The organism is Candidatus Sphingomonas phytovorans, assembly GCA_029202385.1.
Classification (GTDB): Bacteria; Pseudomonadota; Alphaproteobacteria; order Sphingomonadales; family Sphingomonadaceae; genus Sphingomonas; species Sphingomonas phytovorans.
Map to the genome: position 1 here is coordinate 5217745 of CP119314.1, position 21355 is coordinate 5239099.

General features: G+C 66.9%; 14 protein-coding genes. 6 read left to right on the plus strand and 8 right to left on the minus strand.

Annotated elements, in window-relative coordinates; all coding sequences use genetic code 11:
• Positions 1-156 precede the first annotated feature (156 nt).
• From P0Y59_24060 to P0Y59_24075, 4 genes are all read left to right on the plus strand, one after another.
• Positions 157-1968, plus strand: a complete 1812-nt coding sequence (locus P0Y59_24060; protein ID WEJ99932.1) for a BamA/TamA family outer membrane protein — start codon at positions 157-159, stop codon at positions 1966-1968.
• A complete protein-coding gene (locus tag P0Y59_24065; protein ID WEJ99933.1) occupies positions 1965-6119 on the plus strand; it encodes a translocation/assembly module TamB in 4155 nt (1384 codons plus the stop codon). Before P0Y59_24060 ends, P0Y59_24065 begins: the two co-directional genes overlap by 4 nt.
• A gap of 124 nt (positions 6120-6243) precedes the next feature.
• The gene (locus P0Y59_24070) at positions 6244-8076 is read left to right on the plus strand and encodes a RiPP maturation radical SAM C-methyltransferase (GenBank protein ID WEJ99934.1); all 1833 of its coding nucleotides are present in this window, start codon (positions 6244-6246) and stop codon (positions 8074-8076) included.
• Between the two features lie 79 nt (positions 8077-8155).
• Positions 8156-9931: an SLC13 family permease gene (locus P0Y59_24075; GenBank protein ID WEJ99935.1), complete on the plus strand. Its 1776-nt coding sequence runs from the start codon at positions 8156-8158 to the stop codon at positions 9929-9931.
• On the opposite strand, the gene P0Y59_24080 is transcribed toward P0Y59_24075, so the two are convergent.
• The gene (locus tag P0Y59_24080; GenBank protein WEJ99936.1) at positions 9847-10761 is read right to left on the minus strand and encodes a hypothetical protein; all 915 of its coding nucleotides are present in this window, start codon (positions 10759-10761) and stop codon (positions 9847-9849) included. The two genes, P0Y59_24075 and P0Y59_24080, sit on opposite strands and share 85 nt — an antisense overlap.
• Positions 10762-10766: 5 nt before the next feature.
• On the minus strand, positions 10767-12191 hold the full coding sequence (locus P0Y59_24085; GenBank protein ID WEJ99937.1) for an aldehyde dehydrogenase family protein: 1425 nt from the start codon (positions 12189-12191) through the stop codon (positions 10767-10769).
• A 120-nt stretch (positions 12192-12311) separates the two neighbouring features.
• Between P0Y59_24085 and P0Y59_24090 the strand changes: the two genes are divergently transcribed.
• Together P0Y59_24090 and P0Y59_24095 are read left to right on the plus strand one after the other, a co-directional pair.
• Complete coding sequence (locus P0Y59_24090; GenBank protein WEJ99938.1) at positions 12312-13286, plus strand: quinone oxidoreductase; 975 nt, start codon at positions 12312-12314, stop codon at positions 13284-13286.
• Between the two features lie 35 nt (positions 13287-13321).
• A complete protein-coding gene (locus P0Y59_24095; GenBank protein WEJ99939.1) occupies positions 13322-13648 on the plus strand; it encodes a hypothetical protein in 327 nt (108 codons plus the stop codon).
• An 11-nt stretch (positions 13649-13659) separates the two neighbouring features.
• Here P0Y59_24095 and P0Y59_24100 read toward each other — a convergent pair whose 3' ends face one another.
• The 6 genes from P0Y59_24100 to P0Y59_24125 form a co-directional block, all read right to left on the minus strand.
• Positions 13660-15519: an AsmA family protein gene (locus tag P0Y59_24100; protein WEJ99940.1), complete on the minus strand. Its 1860-nt coding sequence runs from the start codon at positions 15517-15519 to the stop codon at positions 13660-13662.
• Between the two features lie 59 nt (positions 15520-15578).
• The gene (locus P0Y59_24105) at positions 15579-16382 is read right to left on the minus strand and encodes a uroporphyrinogen-III synthase (GenBank protein WEJ99941.1); all 804 of its coding nucleotides are present in this window, start codon (positions 16380-16382) and stop codon (positions 15579-15581) included.
• Between the two features lie 359 nt (positions 16383-16741).
• Positions 16742-18154: a type I glutamate--ammonia ligase gene (glnA, locus tag P0Y59_24110; GenBank protein WEJ99942.1), complete on the minus strand. Its 1413-nt coding sequence runs from the start codon at positions 18152-18154 to the stop codon at positions 16742-16744.
• 94 nt (positions 18155-18248) lie between these two features.
• Positions 18249-18587: a P-II family nitrogen regulator gene (locus P0Y59_24115; GenBank protein ID WEJ99943.1), complete on the minus strand. Its 339-nt coding sequence runs from the start codon at positions 18585-18587 to the stop codon at positions 18249-18251.
• A 249-nt stretch (positions 18588-18836) separates the two neighbouring features.
• A complete protein-coding gene (ybaL, locus tag P0Y59_24120) occupies positions 18837-20498 on the minus strand; it encodes a YbaL family putative K(+) efflux transporter (GenBank protein WEJ99944.1) in 1662 nt (553 codons plus the stop codon).
• A gap of 299 nt (positions 20499-20797) precedes the next feature.
• Positions 20798-21196, minus strand: coding sequence for a hypothetical protein (locus P0Y59_24125; GenBank protein WEJ99945.1), 399 nt, complete (start codon positions 21194-21196; stop codon positions 20798-20800).
• Positions 21197-21355 lie beyond the last annotated feature (159 nt).

Genomic DNA, 21355 nt, shown 5'->3' on the forward strand with positions numbered 1-21355 from the left:
GTTCCCTGCGCCGATGCGCAGGAGGGCGGAGCGGCGACCGCGCCACTGCCTCCGTTAACCCCGTCTCCATTGCCTCCATCCCCCTTATCTCCATCCCCCTTATCTCCATCCACTGTCGTATCCTCGGGCCTCGATCCGCAGTCGCCGCTCGCGCCCATGCCGGGGCTGGGCGTCGAGTGGCCCGATCTCGACGCGATGCCGCCCGAGCCGGTCGATCCTGCCGCGCCGGTCGAGATGACCGGGGAATCCCGCTACAGCTATCGGATCGACGGTATGGACGCCGTCACCAGCCCCTTGCTTCATCAGCGTTTCCTGGGCCTTTCCACGCTCAAGGCGCATGAGGGCGATCCGGCCAACGCCGCGCAGCTTGACCGTCGCGCGCGGGAGGATTCGACTCTGCTGGTCGGGCTGCTCCGCGCCGAGGGCTATTATGACGCGCGGGTCTCCACTCGGGTCGAGCAGAATGGCGGGCGGACGCTGGTCGTGCTCGATGCCGAACCGGGCCTGATCTACAAGTTCGAGGGAGTCACGCTCGCTGGTGTCGCCGCCGCTGGCGACAAGGAAAAGGGGCTGCGCGACGCCTTTGGACTGAAGGCGCAGGACACGGTCAATGCCGATCGGGTGGTCGCGGGCGAGGCGTCGCTGCGCACCAGGATCGGCGAGCAGGGCTTTCCGTTCGCCGATGTGGGCGAGCCGGAGATCGTGGTCGATCACGCGACCCACACGGCGACGCTCTCGATGACGATACAGCCGGGCGGCGAGAAACGGTTCGGCACGATCACCACGGCGGCCGACAACAAGGTGTTCAACGCGAAGCATATCCTCGAGATTGCGCGGTTCAGGCCAGGCGAGCCCTATAACGCCGCGTCGCTTGACGATCTGCGCCGCGCGCTGATCCAGACCAGCCTTGTCTCGACCGTCGAGATCAAGCCGGTCCAGAGCGCGGATCCCGATGTCGTCGATATCAATGTCGCGCTCGCGCCCGCGCCCCCGCGCACCATCGCGGGAGAAATCGGCTATGGCACCGGCGAAGGTGCGCGCGCCGAGGTGAGCTGGACGAATCGCAACCTGTTCCCGCCCGAAGGCGCGCTGACCCTGCGCGGTGTGCTGGGTACCAAGGAGCAGCTGGCCAGCGTCGTGTTCCGCCGCAATAATTTCGAGGGCCGCGACCGGGTACTGACCGGCCAGATCGTCGCGTCCAACCTGACGCGCGATGCCTATCAGGCGAGAACCTTCTCGGTCTCGGGCAGCCTGGAGCGGCAGACCAACATCTTCTTCCAGAAGAAATGGACCTGGTCGCTCGGCGCCGAACTGGCCGCCTCGGACGAGCGCGACGTGATCCTATCGACCGGGGCGCCGCGGCGACGGACCTTCTTCATCGGCGCGCTGCCGACCACGCTGTCCTATGACGGATCCGACGACCTGCTCAATCCGACCAAGGGATTCCGGCTGAGCGGGCGGCTGTCGCCCGAAATCTCGCTCGAGGGCTCGGCGTTCGGCTATGCCCGGATGCAGGTCGACGCAAGCGCCTATCAGTCAGTCGCACCGAGCGTGGTATTGGCGGGCCGAATCCGGCTGGGCACGATCGCCGGCGCGCCGCGCGACGCGATCGCGCCGTCGCGGCGCTTCTATGCCGGCGGCGGCGCTTCGGTGCGCGGCTACAGCTATCAGAGCATTGGCCCGCGCGATCCCAACAACGATCCGATCGGCGGGCGAAGCCTGACTGAATTCTCGATCGAGGCGCGGGTGAAGGCGTTCGGCAATTTCGGCGTGGTGCCGTTCCTCGACGGCGGCAATATCTACACCACGCCGCTGCCCAAATTCACCCAGTTCCGCTTCGGCACCGGTATCGGCCTGCGCTATTATTCGAGTTTCGGGCCGATCCGCATCGATGTCGGCACGCCGATCAACCGTCAGCCCGGGGATTCGCGCGTCGCGGTCTATGTCTCTCTGGGGCAGGCGTTTTGAGCGAAGATACGACGCCGCCCGCTGCGCCGCCGCGCCGGCGTTGGTGGCGCTGGCTGGCTGGCGGAATTCTGGGAATCGTGGCGTTGCTGACGGCGGCACTGGCGATCCTCGATACCAGCATCGGCCATCGCTGGGTGGCTGACCAGATTGCGGGGCTGCGGCCGTCCAACGGCCTGCGCTACAGCGTCGGGCGGATCGAGGGATCGCTCTTTTCCCGGGCACGGTTGATCGACGTCCGTATCTCCGATCCGAAGGGCCTCATATTCTACGCGCCGCGCGCCGACCTGAGCTGGGTGCCCTTCGCGTGGCTCGACAACAGGTTGCATATCCGCAGCCTCGTCATTCCGCGCGCGACCCTGGCGAAACTTCCGCAGACGATCCGCACCGGCAAGGCGGGACCGTTGCTGCCGGGGTTCGATATCCGCATTGGTGCGTTGCGCGTCGACCGGCTGGCGGTTTCGCCGAAGATCACCGGCGTGGCGCGGACCGGGCGGCTGGCCGGGCGGGCCGATATCCATGCCGGTCGCGCGCTGGTCGATCTTTCAGCCATGGTGGAAGGTAGCGATACGCTTGCGCTGAAGCTGGATGCCGAGCCGGATCGCAACAAATTCGATGTCGGCGTTCATGCCCGGGGCACGGCGAACGGCGTGCTGGCCAAGCTCGCCGGTTTCGCCCGCCCGATCGCGATCGATATCGCCGGCGACGGAACCTGGGCCATGTGGAAGGGCATGGCGCGCGCGGATGTCGGTCCGGTCCGACTGGTGGATCTCGCGCTGAACAACCGCTCGGGCACCTACGCGCTGACTGGCACCCTTACTCCGGCGCCGCTCGCCAAGGGCAAGTTGCAGCGGCTGACGACGCCGCGCATCGCCGTCAGCGGCGCCGCGACCCTTGCCGACCGGCGGCTTGACGGAACCCTCACCCTGCGTTCCGCCGCGCTCGCGATCGATACGGTGGGAACGGTCGATCTCGGGCAGGGCGCATACCGTAACCTGCGCCTTCATGCCCGGCTGCTCCAGCCCAAGGCGCTGTTCCCGAACATGAGCGGTAGGGGAATCGAGCTCCGCGCGATCCTCGACGGTGTCTTCGCCACCGCGCATTTCGACTATCGCCTGAAGGCCGACCGTTTCGCCTTCGACGATACCGGGTTCGAGGTCGCGCGCGCCGGTGGCGCCGGCACTTTCTCGAAGTCGCCGATCAGGGTGCCGATCCGCTTCACCGCGGCGCGGGTGACGGGCATCGGCGACGTCGCTGGCGGCATCCTCAGGAATCTCAGTCTCGACGGGGTGCTTCGCGTCACCAGCAAGCTCGTCATCGGCGACGATCTCCGCGTCAAGTCGGACAAGCTGACCGGTCGGATCAACCTGACGCTCGACCTGGTGACCGGCAAGTTCGAAGTGGGCGTCAACGGCGTGCTCGGCCGCTATCTGATCCCCGGTCTCGGCATCGTCGACGTCAGATCCATCCTTCGCGTGGTCCCGGGCCCGGCCGGGCGCGGCGCGCGGGTGATCGGCACCGGCACGGCGCAGATGGTTCGACTCGACAATGCCTTTTTCCGATCGTTGACGGACGGCCTGCCGAAGATCACGACCGGGCTGGAGCGAACGCCCGACGGCATCCTCCACCTCAATAACCTCGTCCTGACCTCGCCATCGTTGCGCCTTGCCGGCAACGGCATCCGTCGGCGCGACGGCACGTTCCATTTCGAAGGCCGTGGTACTCAGGCGACCTATGGTCCGCTGACCCTGAAGCTCGACGGCAAGATCGAGCGGCCGACGCTCGACCTGGTGTTCGAACGGCCCAATGACACGATGGGGCTGAGCAATGTCGTCGCGCATCTCGATCCGACCCCGCGCGGTTTTGCTTTCACCGCGCGGGGCGGGTCGAGGCTCGGCCCGTTCGACGGCAGGGGAGAGATCCTGTTGCCGTCCGGTGCCGACGGTACCATCCAGGTCGACGAGCTCAACGTCAGCGGCACCAGGGCGAACGGAGCCTTGCAGATCGTGACCGGCGGGTTCGAAGGCCGTCTCGCCATCGCGGGGGGCGGCATTTCGGGTGAATTGCTGTTCCGGCCAGTGGGCACGATCCAGCGGATCGAGGCGCATCTGGCGGCCGACGCGGCCAGGCTGGACGATGCCATTACGCTCCGTCGCGGGCGGCTCGACGCGGTCATGCTGCTCGATCCTGCCGGCACCTCGATCGACGCGACGGCGACGGGCAACGGGCTGCGTCGCGGCACCCTGTCGCTCGGGCGGTTCGCCGCCAATGCGTCGCTCCGCGGCGGGCGGGGCGAGATCCGCGCCTCGATCGCCGGTGCGCGTGGCCGCGCCTTCGACATCCAGACGGTCACCCAGGTGACGCCCGACAGCTTCGCCGTCTCGGCCCAGGGTACGCTCGACCGCCGCCCGCTGCGCCTGGCGACGCCCGCGATATTCACCCGCGACGGCGACGGATGGCGGCTTGCGCCCACCAGGCTCAGCTTCGCCGGCGGGGAGGCCCAGCTCGCCGGGCGGTTCACCGAGGCGTCGAGCGCGGTCGACGCGACCCTGTCGCGCATGCCGCTATCGATCCTCGACATCGGCTATCCCGGGCTCGGGCTCGGCGGAACGGCATCGGGCAAGCTCTCCTTCGCGCAAGGCCATGGTGCAGCCCCGACCGGTCGGGTCGACATGACGGTGCGCGGATTGACACGCTCGGGGCTGATTCTGTCGTCGCAGCCGGTCGATGTCGGAATCGCCGGTATCCTCCAGCCGGGCAAGGCGGCGGCGCGAGCCGTAGCGAAGAGCGGCGGGAAGATGGTGGGCCGGGCACAGGCGCAGCTTACTTTGTCGGGTTCGGGCGATCTCGCGAGCCAGCTCGCCAAGGCCGGATTGTTCGCGCAGCTTCGCTATGACGGGCCGGCGGATACCCTGTGGCGCCTCACGGGCATGGAACTGTTCGACCTGACCGGGCCGATCGCGATCGCCGCTGATCTGGGCGGACGGGTCGACGATCCGCAGATTCGCGGCGTGGTCGAGGCGAAGAACGCCCGGATCGAAGGCGGCGTGACCGGGACCGTGCTCACCAATGTGCAGGCGTCCGGACGGTTCGGCGGGTCGCGGCTGGTAATCGACAAATTCGCCGCGGATGCTGGCAAGGGCGGGCGGGTCACCGGCACCGGGACCTTCGATCTCGCCGCCGCCAACGGTTTCGGCATCGACCTCGCGATCCGCGCCGACAATGCGGTGATGATCAACCGCGATGATATCGGCGCGACCGTCACCGGGCCGCTGACGATCAAGTCGGACGGGCAGGGCGGGGTGATCGCGGGCGATCTCGTGCTCAACAAGAGCCGTTACCGGCTCGGTCAGGCCAGCGCGGCAAGCGCGGTGCCGCAGCTCAACATTCGCGAGATCAACCTGCCGGGCGGTGGTGAGGAGGACGAGGTGCCGCGCAAGCCCTGGCGGCTCGCGATCAAGGCGCATGCGGCGAACCAGCTCACCGTCAGCGGCCTCGGCCTCAACAGCGAATGGTCGGCCGATCTCCAGCTCGCTGGTGCACCTGACAATCCGGCGATCAACGGCCGGGCAGACCTGGTCCACGGCGATTACGAGTTCGCCGGCCGCCAGTTCGAGCTCGAGCGCGGGCGTATCCTCTTCGTGGGCGAGGTGCCGGCCAACCCGTCGCTCGACATCGCCGCCAATGCGGATTCGACCGGGCTGAGCGCGAGCATTCGCGTGACCGGCAATGCGCAGAAACCGGAGATCAGCTTTACCAGCATCCCCGCGCTACCCGAGGATGAACTGCTCTCGCGCCTGTTGTTCGGCACCTCGATCACCAACCTCTCAGCACCCGAGGCCTTGCAACTCGCGGCGGCGGTCGCGGCGCTGCGCGACGGCAGCGGCGGGCTCAACCCGATCAATGTGGTGCGCCGCGCGGCGGGGCTGGACCGGCTGCGGATCCTGCCCGCCGATCCGCAGACCGGGGCTGGTACGTCAGTCGCGGCGGGCAAATACATCACCCGGCGGCTGTTCGCGGAGATCATCACTGACGGCGCGGGCTATTCGGCGACTCAGGTCGAATTCCGGGTGACGCGTTGGCTGTCGGTCCTTTCGAGCATTTCCACGCTCGGCCGGCAGAGCGGGAATCTGCGCGTGTCGAAGGATTATTGAGAGGCGCGTTTCCGCGCGACTGGCTGACATTGAGGCGACAGGACGCCGATATCAGGGTATCCAGCGACGATTAGTCGGATACCGGGCAGCTGTCCGGCCCGACAAGGCATTGCGGGGAGCGGGCGTGGACGACAGGCCGGACGATCAGAAGGTCGATCTCTGTATCGTCGTGCCGCCCTTCGCGGATATCGCGACGCCGCCGCTCGGATCGGCGATCCTCGCCGCCGCGTGCAAGGCGCGGGGGATGAGCGTCCGCGTTCTGCACGGCAATATCCTGCTCGCGAGCCTGTCAGGATATGATGCCTATCGCGCGGTGAGCGACTCCTCGATCAAGCAGATGGTCGGCGAGCGGCTGTTCCGCGATCACGCCTATCCGCCTGCGATGCACGCTCGGCTCGGCGAGCCCGATCCGGTGCCGGAGGCGCTGCGGGCCGAGCATGACGCGATCGAGCCGGCGGTCGGGCCGTTTCTCGATGCGCTGACCGCGCAGATCGTCGCCCTGGCGCCGCGCATCCTTGGGATATCGTCGGTCTTCCAGCAGAATCTCGCCTCCGCCGCGCTGGCGCTTCGGGTCAAGGCCGCCGCGCCGGAGATCTGCATCGTCCTGGGCGGGGCCAATATCGCGTCGCCGATGGGGGAGGCGCTGGCCGACATCTTCACCGGCGTCGACCATTTCTTCTCGGGCGAGGCGGACACCGCCTTTCCCGATTTCTGCGAGCGCTATGTCCTGAAGGGCGAGCGTCCCGCCGGGCGGGTAGTGCATTGCGAGCCGATCAGGGACATGCGGGTGACGCCGACCCCCGATTTCTCCGATTTCTTCGCCGACCTGCGCGCCGCCCAGGCCCGGCGGCAGCTCCCGCCCGAACTGCCCTATTCGCTGCCGATGGAAAGCTCGCGCGGATGCTGGTGGGGGGCGAAGAACCACTGCACCTTTTGCGGCCTGAACGGCGAGACGATGTCGTTCCGCGAGAAGCCTGCCGCGCTGATCCTCGAGGAGTTCGACGCGGTCGGCGACCTGTGGGGCGTGAAACGGTTCATGCTCGCCGACAACATCATGCCGCTCCGCTACCTGAACGATTTGCTTCCGGTGCTCGCCGAACGCGAGGAGCGGCCGAACCTGTTTTACGAGGTTAAGGCCAATCTCACGCACGAGCAGTTGGACCTGATGGCCCGTGCGGGGATCGACGCGATCCAGCCCGGCATCGAATCGCTCTCGTCAAGCGTGCTGCGGCTGATGCGCAAGGGCGTGTCGGGCCTGCAGAACATCATGCTGCTGCGCGATTCTCGTTCCTTCGCGATCCGGGTGGTGTGGAATTATCTCTATGGCCTGCCCGGCGAGACGGCCGAGGCCTATCGCGCCGTGCTGGACCTGATGCCGCGGATCGAGCATCTCCAGGCGCCGAGCGGGATGAGCGGGATCGTCATCGACCGGTTCAGCCCCTATTTCAACGAACCCGCGACCTTCGGCATCGCTGATCTGACGCCGATCCCCGTCTATCGCGCGCTCTATCCCGAAGACGCCGCGCTCGATCGGATCGCCTATCATTTCATGGGCCGCTACTCGACCGAACTGCTCAGGGACCCGGTCCTGCTGCGCGCGCTGGAGGATGAGATCGAGCGCTGGAAACAGCAATGGAACCGTCGATCGCCGCCGGTGCTCGCGATCGTGAAATCATCGGCGGCGGGGGCGATGATCGCCGATACGCGCCGTATCGCGCGCCAGCCCCTGACGATCATCGCGCCTGACAGGGTCGCGGCGCTGCGGTCCTTCGAACGTCCCGTCACGCGCGAGGATCTCGACCCGGCGCTCGCCGCGCATGCCGACTGGTTCCTGGCCCGCGACATGCTGATCGAGCATGAGGGCAAGCTGTTGAACGTGGTGACCCATGCCGGCACGCGGGCAAGCCCGGCGCTGCAGCGGCCGGAGCAGCAAAAGGCGGCGGGGCTGGCGGCCTGAGCGCCGGCTCCGCGATTGTCGGGAGCCCAAAATCCGGCGCAGGGAGTTGACCGGGCAGATCCCGGATGAATGAGGCCGCATGACACTTCCCCAGATGCTATCGATCGCCACGCTTGCCGGGATGATGGCGCTCTTCATCTGGGGCCGGTTCCGCTACGACGTGACGGCGATCCTTGCCTTGCTCGCGGCGCTCGCGCTCGGCATCGTCAAGCCCAAGGAGGCATTCACCGGCTTTTCCGACGATATCGTCATCATCGTCGGCTCGGCCTTGGTCATCTCGGCGGCGGTACAGCGATCCGGGGTGATCGAGATCGCGCTCGCCTTCGTCTCGAAACGGGTGAAGCGGGTGCGATCGCAGTTGCTGGTGCTGACGGCATCGGTCGGCATCGCCTCGGCGCTGGTCAAGAATGTCGGCGCGCTGGCGATGCTGATGCCGGCCGCGTTCCAGATGGCCAAGAAGAACGATACCAGCCCGTCCGTCTTCCTGATGCCGATGTCCTTTGCCTCGCTGCTCGGCGGGCTGATGACCCTGGTCGGCACCTCGCCCAACATCATCGTCAGCCGCGTGCGCGAGGACATGACCGGGCAGCCGTTCGGCATGTTCGATTATTTCCCGACCGGGTTCGGGCTGCTGCTGGTCGGCCTGATCTTCCTGCGCTTCGCCTACCGCCTGTTGCCGCGTGACCGCCATGCCGCACCCACCATGGGGGAGGCGCTCGACATCAAGGGCTATGTTACCGAGGCCTCGATTCCCGAGGGATCGTCGGCGGCGGGCGAGACGGTCACCGCCTTTGTCGAGCGTCACGATCACGAGGTGACCATCACCACCCTGTTGCGCGCCGGGCTGCGGACGCCGCCGCTTCACGACATGGTCCTGCAGGAAGGCGACACGCTGATCCTTGGCGGTGATCCGGACTCGCTCGAACGCGTCATCGCAAGGGACAAGCTCCAGCTCGAGGGACAGGATCGGGATGTGCCGGAAGGCAGCGAAAAAGATCAGGTCGGTGTGATCGAGGCAGTGATCAACGCTGAATCGGTGCTGATCGGGCAGACGGCGGGCCGGCTCAGGCTCCAGCAAAGCTACGGCGTCAACCTGATCGCGGTATCCCGCGCGGGCCAGCGGCTGACTAAAAGGCTGGGGGAGACGATACTCAGCGCCGGTGACGTGATCGTGCTGCAAGGGCCGCTCGGCCTGTTGCCGGAACGGCTTCGCGATCTCGGCGCGCTGCCGCTGGCCGAACGGTCGCTGCGGCTAGGCGATTCCAGGCGCGGCTGGCTGCCGATCCTGATCCTGGCGGTTGCGATGGGCGCGACGGCCGGCGGCTATGTGCCCGTCGCGGTCGCTTTCTTCGCGGCGGCGGGACTGGTCATGGCCACCGGCGCCCTGCCGGTGCGCGAGGCATATGAGAATGTCGAATGGCCGATCCTGATCATGCTCGGCGCGCTGATTCCGGTGAGCGATTCGCTGCGGACGACCGGCGCGTCGGACGTGATCGCGACATGGCTCGCCCATCTCGGCGCGACCTTGCCGCCCTGGGGGGCGGTGGCGCTGATCCTGGTCGCGGCGATGGCGGTGACGCCGTTCCTCAACAATGCCGCGACCGTACTGGTAATGGCACCGATCGCCGCGGTGTTCGCGCATGATCTCGGCTACCGGCCCGAGGCTTTCCTGATCGCGACGGCGATGGGCGCAGGATGCGATTTCCTCACCCCGATCGGCCATCAGTGCAACACGCTGGTGTTCGGGCCGGGCGGGTACCGGTTTGGCGACTATGCCCGGCTTGGGGCGCCGCTATCGATCCTCGTGGTGCTGGTTGGCACGCCGCTGGTGATCTGGACCTGGCCACTGCATTGAGCCGCGACCGCCTTGGCGAGGCGGGCGGGAAGCTCGGGTGCCATATGCGGGTAGAGATCGGGCTCGATCGCTTCCAGCTCCATCAGCGCAAGGCTGCCGTCGGCGAGGCGCAGCAGGTCCACCCTTGCGTAAAGCGACGGTTCGGGCAGCGCCGCGATAACCGTCTCCGCGAGCGTGAGTTGCGAGGGTTCAGGCTCGAAGAGGCTGAACTGGCCACCGAACTGCGGCTGGATGCGGAAATCGCCCTGCTTCGCCACCTTGCGCACTGCGTGGCTGAAGGCGCCGCCGATGAACAGGAAGGACAATTCGCCTTCGCCTGAAACCGCGGGCACGAATGGCTGGATGATCGCATCGTCGAGCGGCTCGATCGGATCGCCCCGCCGGACGCGCACCGTGCGGAAGCTGCCCCCCGACACCTGCGGCTTCACCACCAGTTCCTCGGCGCCGAAATGGTCGAACGCGGCGGCAAGACTTGCATCGTCGGCCCGGCCGAACCGGCTCGGCACGATCGGGACGCCTGCTGCCTCGAGCTCGAGCAGATAGGTTTTCCGGGTGTTCCAGGCGAGCAGGGCAGGCGCGTTGAGCAACAGCCGTTCCGCCGGCCAGGCTGCGAGGATCGCCTCCCACCGGGCGACGTCGAGATGATAGCCCCAGGCGAACAGCGCGAGCGTTGCATCGGCCCCATCGCCCGGTCCCTGATCCCAGGGCCGGGTGGCGAGCGTCATCCCGTGTGCCGCAAAGGCGTCGCGATACCTGTCGAGAATCTCCACCGCCGCCGCGCCATATTCGCTGGCGGCGGCGGGCATCAGCACGTCGATCGTCAGGGTCATGGGTGTCAGGCAGGTTCGCCCACGACGGTCTTCACTTCCATGAAGTCGGTCAGGCCATATTTCCCGCCTTCGCGTCCATTGCCCGACTGTTTGTAGCCGCCGAACGGCCCTGCGCCGTCCGGTGCCCAGGAGTTGATCGTCACCAGCCCGGCCCGCATCCGCGGCGCGACCTTGGCGGCAGCGGCGGGATCGCCCGAGATCGTCGCCGACAGGCCATAAGGCGTATCGTTGGCGATGCGGATCGCCTCGTCCTGCGTGTCGTAGGCGGTGATCGTCGCCACGGGGCCGAACGTCTCCTCCTGTGCGATGCGCATGTCGGGGGTCACGCCGGTAAACAGCGTCGGCCTGATGAAATAGCCGGCATTGCGTCCGTCGGGCCGTCCAGTACCACCGGTGACCAGGGTCGCGCCTTCGTCGATCGCCGACTGGATCAGCCCCTGGATCTTCTCATACTGCGCCTTGTTGACGACGGGGCCGATATGCGCGCCCATCACCGATGGATCGCCGACCTGGGTCGCCTCCATCATCGTCTTCACGATCTGAGTCGCGTCGCCCACCTGCGAGGCATGGACCAGCAGACGGGTCGGCGCGATGCAGCTCTGGCCCGAATTGGCGAGCACGCCAGCGACCGTCGGCGGCAGGACGGCGGCGAGATCGGCGCCCTCGAGCACCAGGTTGGGCGCCTTGCCGCCCAGTTCCTGATGGACTCGCTTGACGGTCGCGGCGGCGGCCTGCGCCACGGCGATGCCGGCGCGGGTCGATCCGGTGAAGCTCACCATGTCGACGTCCTTGTGGCTCGACAGCGCGGCACCGACGCCAGGACCGTCGCCATTGACCAGGTTGAACACGCCGGCCGGCACGCCGGCCTTTTCCAGCACTTCAGCCAGGATCATCGCGCAGGCGGGTGATTCCTCGCTTGGCTTCAGCACCATCGTGTCGCCGGCGGCGATCGCTGGGGCGACCTTCGCGCAGATCTGGTTGAGCGGCCAGTTCCACGGGGTGATCATCGCGACGACGCCCAATGGCTCGTGCACGACGCGCGCGCGGCCGAGCCGTTCCTCGAACGTGAATTCGTTCAGCGCCTTCAGGGTCGACATGAAATGGCCGAGGCCGCTGGGCGCCTGTGCGGCGGTGGCGAAGCCGATCGGCGCGCCCATTTCCTGGCTGATCGCGGCGGCGAGATCGGGGATGCGCGCTTTATATTCCTCGATGATCCGGCCGAGCAGGGCGGCGCGTTCCTCGACGCTCGTCTGCGACCAGCTCTCGAAGGCGCGGCGGGCGGCGGCGACTGCCTTGTCGACATCGGCGGCGGTGCCGAGCGTGATCTCGGTGCAGGCCTGTTCGGTCGCCGGATCGATCACCTCATGGCGCTTGCCGCCCTCGCTCTCGACCCATGAACCGTCGATATACTGCTTGAGGTAGCTCTTCATCCTCGCCTCCGATTTTTGAACCTGCGGTACGGTTGAGCCGCCTAGATGGCGGTCAATACGAAACGTTGCAACCTGAAACGCGATGACTATCTGCAACTGATCCCATCAGGAGACCGACATATGGCGCGCGTTGCACGGATCGAGCAGACCGGCGGACCCGAGGTGATCAAATGGGTCGATATCGACCTGCCCGATCCCGGCCCCGGCGAGGTCAGGATGCGCAACACCGCGGTCGGCCTGAACTATATCGACACCTATTTCCGCAGCGGCCTCTATCCGTCCGAATTGCCGGGAGGACTCGGCGGCGAGGCGGCGGGCGTGATCGAGGCGATCGGCCCGGGCGTGGAGGGCTTCGCGATCGGCGACCGGGTCGGCACGTTCGGCCCATCCCGTGGTGCCTATGCCACCGAACGCAATCTTCCCGCGGCGCAGGTGATCACATTGCCCAATACGGTGGACGATCGCACCGCCGCCGCCCTGCTGCTCAAGGGGTGCACCGCCGAATTCCTGGTCGAGCGTTGCGCCAGGGTGCAGCCGGGACAGACCGTGCTGGTCCATGCCGCCGCGGGCGGGGTCGGGCATCTGCTGGTCGGCTGGCTGAAGCATATCGGTGCGACCGTGATCGGCAGCGTCGGCACCGCCGACAAGGCTGAACAGGCGCGCGCGGCCGGCGCCGACCATGTGCTGGTCCATACGCAGGTCGATGTCGCGAAGGAGGTCCGTGCGATCACCGGCGGCCAGGGCGTGCCCGTCGTCCTCGACGGCGTCGGCAAGGCGACCTGGGAGGTCTCGCTGGCCGCGACGGCGCGGCGCGGCCTGATCGTCAGCTATGGCAATGCAAGCGGCGCGATCACCGGCGTCGGGCTCGGGGTGCTTGCCGCGAAGGGGTCGCTGTTCGTCACCCGGCCGACCCTGTTCGACTATTATGTCGACCATGAGGAGCGCCAGAAAGGTACCGATCGCGTGTTCGAGATGCTGGCCAAAGGCGCGATCGTGCCGGAGATCGGCCAGACCTTCGCGCTCGAAGATGCCGCGGAGGCGCACCGAGCGCTCGAAGCTGGCGAGACCAGGGGGGCGACGGTATTCATTCCGTAGCCCGGGCACAACGCGAGCCGTCGAGGAGACAATGAATGGGCCTGGTTCTGCTGTTCCTGTCGGGGGCTCTGCTCTGCAATGCCATCCCCCACCTCACCAATGGTCTGAGCGGCGATCCGTTTCCGTCGCCTTTCGCGACACCGCGTGGCGTTGGCGATTCCTCGCCGCTCGTGAATTTCCTGTGGGGATCGGCGAACCTGTTCCTCGGTGCCTGGCTGATGATCGCCTGGCTACCTGCCAGCGGCTTCATGGCCGGTCTGGCGGCTGCTGCGATCGGCTGGCTCGCGCTTGGTCTGTATCTATCCCTGCACTTCGGCAAGGTTCGACGCCACGGTCAGTCAGTCATCAAGCATCCGGAATAGGGGACCAAACCCTACTCGAGCGCGCGTGTCGCCAGTCCGGCGCAATCAGCATCGGTCGCGCGGGGACCCTGCTTGCCGGCGATCGATCGACCGAGTGCCTTGAAGAAAGAGCCCGCGGATTTCGCGCCTTCGGGGAGATGCACGTCGGGCGCCTTGATCGTGCCCGCGACGATCACCGACGCGGGGAAGCGCAGGATCGTCTTCTCCTTGGGTGCTCCCGTCAGGGTCAGGGCGATCGCTTCCGACGGAAAGCTGATCGTGCCGCGACCGTTGGTCTGGCTGCGCGTCGTGTCGATCAGGAACGGATCGGCCGTCCCGACGCCCCGGCGCATCGCCAGCCGGATCACGACGCAGCGCAGCCCGGCGCGCTCGTCCTTGTCGGTGAGGAGGCCGCGCGCCGCGTCGAAGCCAAGCAGGGAGGCGATCTTCGCCGGCAGCGCGCCATCGCGGGCGACCAGGCCGATCGTGCCGTCCGAACTGCCGACCGCCTCGCGGATGGTGCTGCCTGGCCCCTTGAGCCGCACCCGGCCGTCGACGCGTCCGACGACATCGTCGCCGCCGGCCAGAGTAGGGATGCTCGACCCGCGCAGCGCCAGGTCGATCGTCACCATGGGCACGGCTCCGCCGCCGCGCTGGTCGACCAGCGCCGATCCGTCGATCTTCCCGCGGGTCAGGTCGAGGGTGAACGGGGCGATCGTCAGCAATTGATGATCGATGGTCAGCGTGCCGCGCATCGCCGCCAGTGCGGAGGGCTTCTCGCTCATCAGGCGCTTCACCGTGAAGCTGATCGTCCCGTCGGTGCGGGTGATCTTGCGCAGGTTGATCCGGGTATCGGGCACGAGCCGCGGCCCGATCGCCTGGCGTCTGGCGAGCGCGGCGGCGTGGCCGGCAGGGGAAGAGAGATCGTCGAAGTCAAGCGCCTCGGAGGCAAGCGTGCCCTTGAGTTTCGTCCGGCCGTCGACCTTGCGCACTTCGACCTGCCCGGCAATGTCGGATCGGCCGATAGTGCCTTTCAGTCCGGTGACCTTCCACACACCCTCATCGCGCCGGACATGCGCTGTCATATGGACGGGGCGCGTGCCGAACAGCCCGGCCTCGATGATCGCGTCGATGAATTTCAGGTCGGTGGCGCGGGCGGTCACGTCGAGCGCCATGTGGCGGATATCGAGCGGCGTATCCATCGTCCCGGCCGCCGTCATGTCGAGCGCTGCGCCGCCGATCGTGGCGCGGAACGGCCAGGGCTTGTCGGGTGCCTGGTCGATCGCGGGCCCCCGCGCGGCGAGCGTGACGGCTTCGCCCCGGACAGTGCCGGTCCCGTTCAGCGTCACGCCCGTTTTCGGGTCGGCTGAGATTTTTGCGATGAAGGCCCGGTCCTGGAACGCGTCGCGATAGGAGATGACGCTGTTCGCGATCCGCAGGCTGCGCAGCGATATCGATCCGCCGGCGCTTTCCCGACCAGCGCCGGGTTTTGCCCAGCTCACGCGCCGATCCTTGTCGCGCACCAGCACGACATGCGCGCCGTCGACCTCGATCGCGCCCGGGCGGAAACGACCGAGCAGCAGGGGGAGTACCGGGAAGCGCACCGTCGCGCGCTCGATCCGGATCAGGTTGCCCGGCCCGGCCCAGGCTGCTTGCGGCACGCGCAGATCGCTGATCGCGATCGTCGGCGACAAGGAGAAGCTGTCGAGCCGTTCGACCGCGCCGATGGTCACCGGCCGCCCGAACCGGTCGCTCAGCTTCGCCTCGATCGTGGATTTGAACATGCCCCATGGCATCATCGCCAGCGCGATCAGGGCCACGGCAAACACCATCACGATACCGCCGGCAACGAGATGGAATCGCCGGTCGGCGAGGACAGCGCTGATGTTCATCGCTGAAAGGACGAACCGGCAGGCGGTTTCGTTCCGCCTGCCGTCAATCGTCGCCCCGATCAGTCCGCTGGTGCAGGATCATTGGCCGGTCGCGGCCTGGTCCTGCCGCCGATCGGCATGCGCACGGGCAGAAGCGCCTTGCGATCCGCCGTGGCTTCAGCGGGCCATCGTGTCGGCAGTGCCTCGCGCCGGACCAGATCGAGCAGCGCTGCTTCCGTCGGCTCGGCGGCGCAGGACAGTGTTACCCCGTTGAGGCCTGACAAGTGCGCCGCGCTTGCGGGCGAGATGCACCATATCCGCCCGCGCCAGCCGTTCCGCTCGATGATCCGGCGCACGGATCGCGCGCCGGCGCGCGAATGGATGACGATCCCGCCGACGCCCGCAGCGAATGCTGCCGCGCCTTCCATATCCGCCGGGTCGACCGTAACCATGTCGTAGACCGGCAGGTGATCGACACGGAAACCCCGGGCGGCAAGGGACCGGCTCAATCCGTGCGCGGTGCGGGGGGAGCAGAATTCCACCACCCTGCCGCCGGGCGGCAGGATATGGGCGAGCAGGCCGAGCAGGATTTCCTCGTCGCCCCCGGTGGAGGTGACGTTGGCATAGCCCGTCGACAGGGCAACGCGCGCGATGCCCTCCGATACCGCGAACACCGGAACCGTGTCGTTGACCGCAGGGCGTCGATGATGGCGGACCGCATGCGCGCTGGTGAAGACGATCGCGTCCGGGCGGCCTTCGACCGGTTCGTGGTCGATGGGCCGGGTGCGGATGACCGGCACGACGACCGAGCCATAGCCCATGCCTTTCAGGCGGCGTGCCGTCGCGAGATTGTCGGGCGCGGCGCGCGTCACCCAGACAGACATGGCATGTCCCTTCCGCGCACCGGGTCGATCGAAGGAGCAGGCGCCGTTCGAGGCGCCGGTAGAGGCTGAAAAATCACGATATGGCCATCCGCTGAAAGTCCAGGCGGCCGGATCGGCGGCGCTGGTGTCCTGGTGGGATACACCCGGGCGCCGCGCGCAATGCCGCGCGAGACCCGGGCTAGCCGCGTGCGGCGAGCTGCCCCGAATGGTCGCGAAAGCGATGATGACGAGCAGGAATCTGCATCGGGCGAGAATGGTCCGCGAACCGTCGCCTGTCAAACGCCGGCCGGCGGGGAGGCGGGCCAAAAGAAAAGGGCGCCCGGATCGCTCCGGACGCCCTCCCTCTCGAACAGGGTCGATCAGTAGGAATAATACATGTCGTACTCGACGGGGCTTGGCGTCATTTCCCAGCGCGCCACGTCTTCCATCTTCAGCTCGATATAGGATTCGATCTGGTCGGGGGTGAACACGCCGCCCTTGAGCAGATAGTCGTTGTCGGCCGCCAGCGCCTCGAGCGCCTCGCGCAGCGATGCGCAGACGGTCGGAACCTGGGCGAGCTCCGCCGGCGGCAGGTCGTACAGGTTCTTGTCCATCGCCTCGCCCGGGTGGGTGCGGTTCTGGATGCCGTCAAGGCCGGCCATCAGCAGCGCCGCGTAGCAGAGATACGGATTGGCCATCGCATCGGGGAAGCGCACTTCGACACGCTTCGCCTTGGCGCCCGTGCCGTACGGGATTCGGCACGATGCCGAACGGTTGCGTGCCGAATAAGCGAGCAGCACGGGTGCCTCATAACCCGGGACCAGCCGCTTGTAGCTGTTGGTCGACGGGTTGGTGAAGGCGTTCAGCGACTTGGCATGCTTGATGATGCCGCCGATGAAATAGAGGCAGGTATCGCTCAGGCCGGCATAGCCATTGCCCGCGAACAGCGGCTTGCCCGCTTCCCAGATGGAAAGGTGGGTGTGCATGCCCGAGCCGTTGTCTTCCTTGATCGGCTTCGGCATGAAGGTGACGGTCTTGCCGTAAGCCTGCGCGACCTGGTGGCAGACATATTTGTAGATCTGCATGCGGTCGGCGGTCAGCGTCAGCGTGCCGAAGGTCAGGCCCAGCTCGTGCTGCGCGGCCGCGACCTCATGGTGGTGCTTGTCGCAGGGCAGGCCCATTTCGAGCATGGTCGAGACCATCTCGCCGCGGATGTCCACGGCGCTGTCGACCGGGCCGACCGGGAAATAGCCGCCCTTGGCGCGCGGACGATGGCCGAGATTGCCGCCCTCATATTCGCGGCCGGTGTTGGTCGGCAGCTCGATATCGTCGATCTTGTAATAGCTCGTCGCGTAGCTCGTCTCGAACTGCACATTGTCGAACATGAAGAACTCGGCTTCCGGGCCGATATAGATCGTGTCGCCGATGCCGGTGGTCTTGAGATACGCCTCGGAGCGCTTCGCGGTCGAGCGCGGGTCGCGCGCATAGAGCTCGCCGGTCGAAGGCTCGACGATGTCGCAGACCAGGATCAGCATCGGCGTGGCCGAGAAGGGGTCGGTCCAGATCGCGTCCAGGTCCGGCTTCAGGATCATGTCGGATTCGTTGATGACCTTCCAGCCGGCGATCGACGATCCGTCGAACATGAACCCGTCGGTCAGCTCGTCCTCGCCGACGACGGACGAGACCATCGTCAGATGCTGCCACTTGCCCTTCGGATCGGTGAATCGCAGGTCGACCCACTCGATCTCCTGGTCCTTGATCATCTTCAGGACGTCGCTCGCCGAATTCGCCATATACCCCATGTCCTTTCTGGAAATGTCGTTTGCCCGACTCTGTCGGGAATCATGTTTCGCCCGGAGGCCTGCTGTCACATCATGCTGCGCCGCGTCAAATAGCGTCTTCGTTCCTTTCCCCGGTGCGGATGCGAAGCGCCGTCTCGACCGGAATGACGAAGATCTTGCCGTCGCCGATACGGCCGGTCTGTGCGGCCGCAGCGATCGCTTCGACCACCCGTTCAGCGAGCGCGTCCTCGACGACGACCTCAAGCTTCACCTTGGGCAGGAAGTCCACGACATATTCGGCGCCGCGGTACAGTTCCGTATGTCCCTTCTGGCGACCGAAACCCTTGGCTTCGGTGACGGTGATGCCGGACACGCCGACCTCGTGAAGCGCCTCCTTAACCTCGTCGAGCTTGAACGGCTTGATGATAGCCTCGATCTTCTTCACGTCGGTACGCCCCCGGGTAAATGGTTGGCCAGTCCGAGCCGCCAAATCCGTGCGGGCGCCTCTGCCTGTAGCCGACCCTTACAACAAGCGTGCCAGCCGCGCGAGCCAGGAACGCCGCCGGGCGAGTGACGGTCCACGGGTTAACAGGTGCCTAACGCCCGTGCAGATGGGCAGGGGCTGCCCTATTTTGCGGCAGTGTCGCGCGTCGTCGCGGCTCAGATGCCGATCACTCCGGCTGTTGCCCGCGATTCACGCGGATGCCGAAGACACTCCATCAGCTTCGGCCGCTTCCTGTGCCGCGAGTTCGAGCATCCGTGCCGCGATCTCGCGCTCGCCCATCACCACATGTGCCACCTTCAGCTTTTCCAGATGCTGCACCTCGGCGTCCGAATGGGCCCGCGCGATCACGCGGATCGCCGGGTTGAGCGCCCGCGCCCGCTCAACGACCGCCCCGGCCTCGAACCCTTCCGGAATGGTGATGAGCAGCTTCACCGCGCTGTGGATTCCCGCCTCCTCCAGGGTCTGCGGGTCGACCGCATTGCCCTGCACGACCGTGACGCCATCGGCCTCCGCGCGTTTCGCCGGGACATCCTGGTCCTCGATCACGACGATCTCGCGCCCGCGCGCGGCAAGCTCGCAGGCGATCAGGCTGCCGACCCGGCCATAGCCGACCAGGATGACATGGCCCTTGCGCGGCAACGGCCGGGGGGTGTCGTCCTTCTCTCCATCGGCCTTGCTCAATCGCGACGCGATCAGCGAGAAGATGAACGGGTTGAGGAAAATCGAGATGATCGCGCCGGCCAGGATCAGGTCGCGCGCCGCCTGGGGCAGGATGTTGAGGCCCGCGCCGAGGCTGGCGAGGATGAACGAGAATTCGCCGATCTGCGCAAGGCTGGCCGCCACCGTGAGCGCGGTGCGGTTGGAGTGGCCGAACAGGCGGACGATCAGATAGGCGGCGATCGACTTGCCGAACACGATGATGCCGACGGTGGCGAGCAGCGGCAGCGGCTGGCGCACCACCACGGACGGATCGAACAGCATGCCGACCGAGACGAAGAACAGCACGGCGAACGCGTCGCGCAGCGGCAGGGTCTCTTCCGCCGCCTGGCGACTGAGCTGGGTCTCGCCCAGGATCATGCCGGCGAAGAACGCGCCCAGCGCGAAGGACACGTCGAACACATAGGCGGCACCGAAGGCGACACCCAGCGCGATCGCCAGCACGGCAAGCCGGAACAGCTCGCGCGAGCCGGTATGGACCACCCAGTGCAGGGCCGCGGGGATGATCCGTCGCCCCACCACCAGCATCAGCGCGATGAAGCCGGCGACCTTGGCGAAGGTGATCAGCAGCGGCACCATCAGGGACGAGGCTCCGGCGCCGTTCGCGCCGTTGATCACGCCGGCCAGCGGCGGCAGCAGCACCAGCGCGAGGACCATGGCGAGGTCCTCGACGATCAGCCACCCGATCGCGATCCGACCGCGTTCCGTCTCGACCAGCTTGCGCGATTGAAGCGCGCGCAACAGCACCACGGTACTGGCGACCGACAGGGCCAGGCCGAACACGAACCCGGCGAACAATCCCCAGCCCAGCAGCCACGCCAGACCCATGCCGAGCAGCGTCGCCACGGCGATCTGCACCACCGCGCCCGGCACCGCGATCTTGCGGACCGACAGCAGGTCGCGCAGCGAGAAGTGCAGCCCGACGCCGAACATCAGCAGGATGACGCCGATCTCGGCGAGCTCGTTGGCCAGGTTCCCGTCGGCGACATAGCCCGGCGTGAACGGGCCGACGATCACACCCGCCAGCAGATAGCCGGCAATCGGCGACACCTTCAGGCGATGCGCGATCGATCCGGTGACGAACGCGGTGAACAGGGCCGCGACGATGGTGGCGATCAGGGGGGTATGGTGCATTGGTTCTCCTCGCTGGGACGATAGGGGGTCCGCCACATGGGACGGTGCCGGCGGACCGTGAAGGCCCGCCGGCTGTGTGCTAGGGGGTGGTCGTTGCGACGGCGGCGATCATCGCCGCGCTTGCCGCAAGACCGGCCCAGAGGGCGGCCGCGAACCACCAGGGTGGTCGCTTGGTCTTTCTGGCCATCGATCTCTCCTTGCCGGAAATGTGATGGTGCTGAAGGCGCGACAGGCGTGTGGGCAGTCAATCATGCGCCTCCCGATGTCACGCGCGGCATCCGGCCAGGCCAGTGCCGCGCTTAGGCTGCCGGCGAAGGTGGTCCCCGGGGATAGGCTGAGCCGATCGGCGCGAGGGCAGCCAGTGACTGTTCGCCCAGGCTATGGAGAGCAATCACCGGAAGCGGAACGAGCCGGACGGCGGCTATCATGGCCGGCGCGAACAGCGCGGTCCCGGTGTCGAGATCCTGCACCCGTGCCGCGTCGGTCCGCGTGAGGAGGGACGCCGGCTCGGCGCTGCGCAGCGCGACGACGCTGTTCGATGGATTGAATGCCGAACCGACCGCACTGGTGTGCGGCAGGCCGACCGGCAGAAGGGCGCAGAGAAGCGTCGTCGCGACCGTCAGCCACACCGACCCGGCAAACAGGCGCAGGGCGGTGATGGTGTCGCTTGGTACGATCCTGGGCTTCGCTATCTGCACCGTATCTCCAGACTGTGGCGTGTCGCCTTTCTAGCATAACGGGCCGTTTTCGTAAACGATCCCGGCCCCCGCACTGCCCCTTCATCCTGTCCCGATCTTCCTCGATGGGCTTTCGCGCTGAAATCTGCATAAGGGCGGCGCGTCCGGGAGGCGACGCTT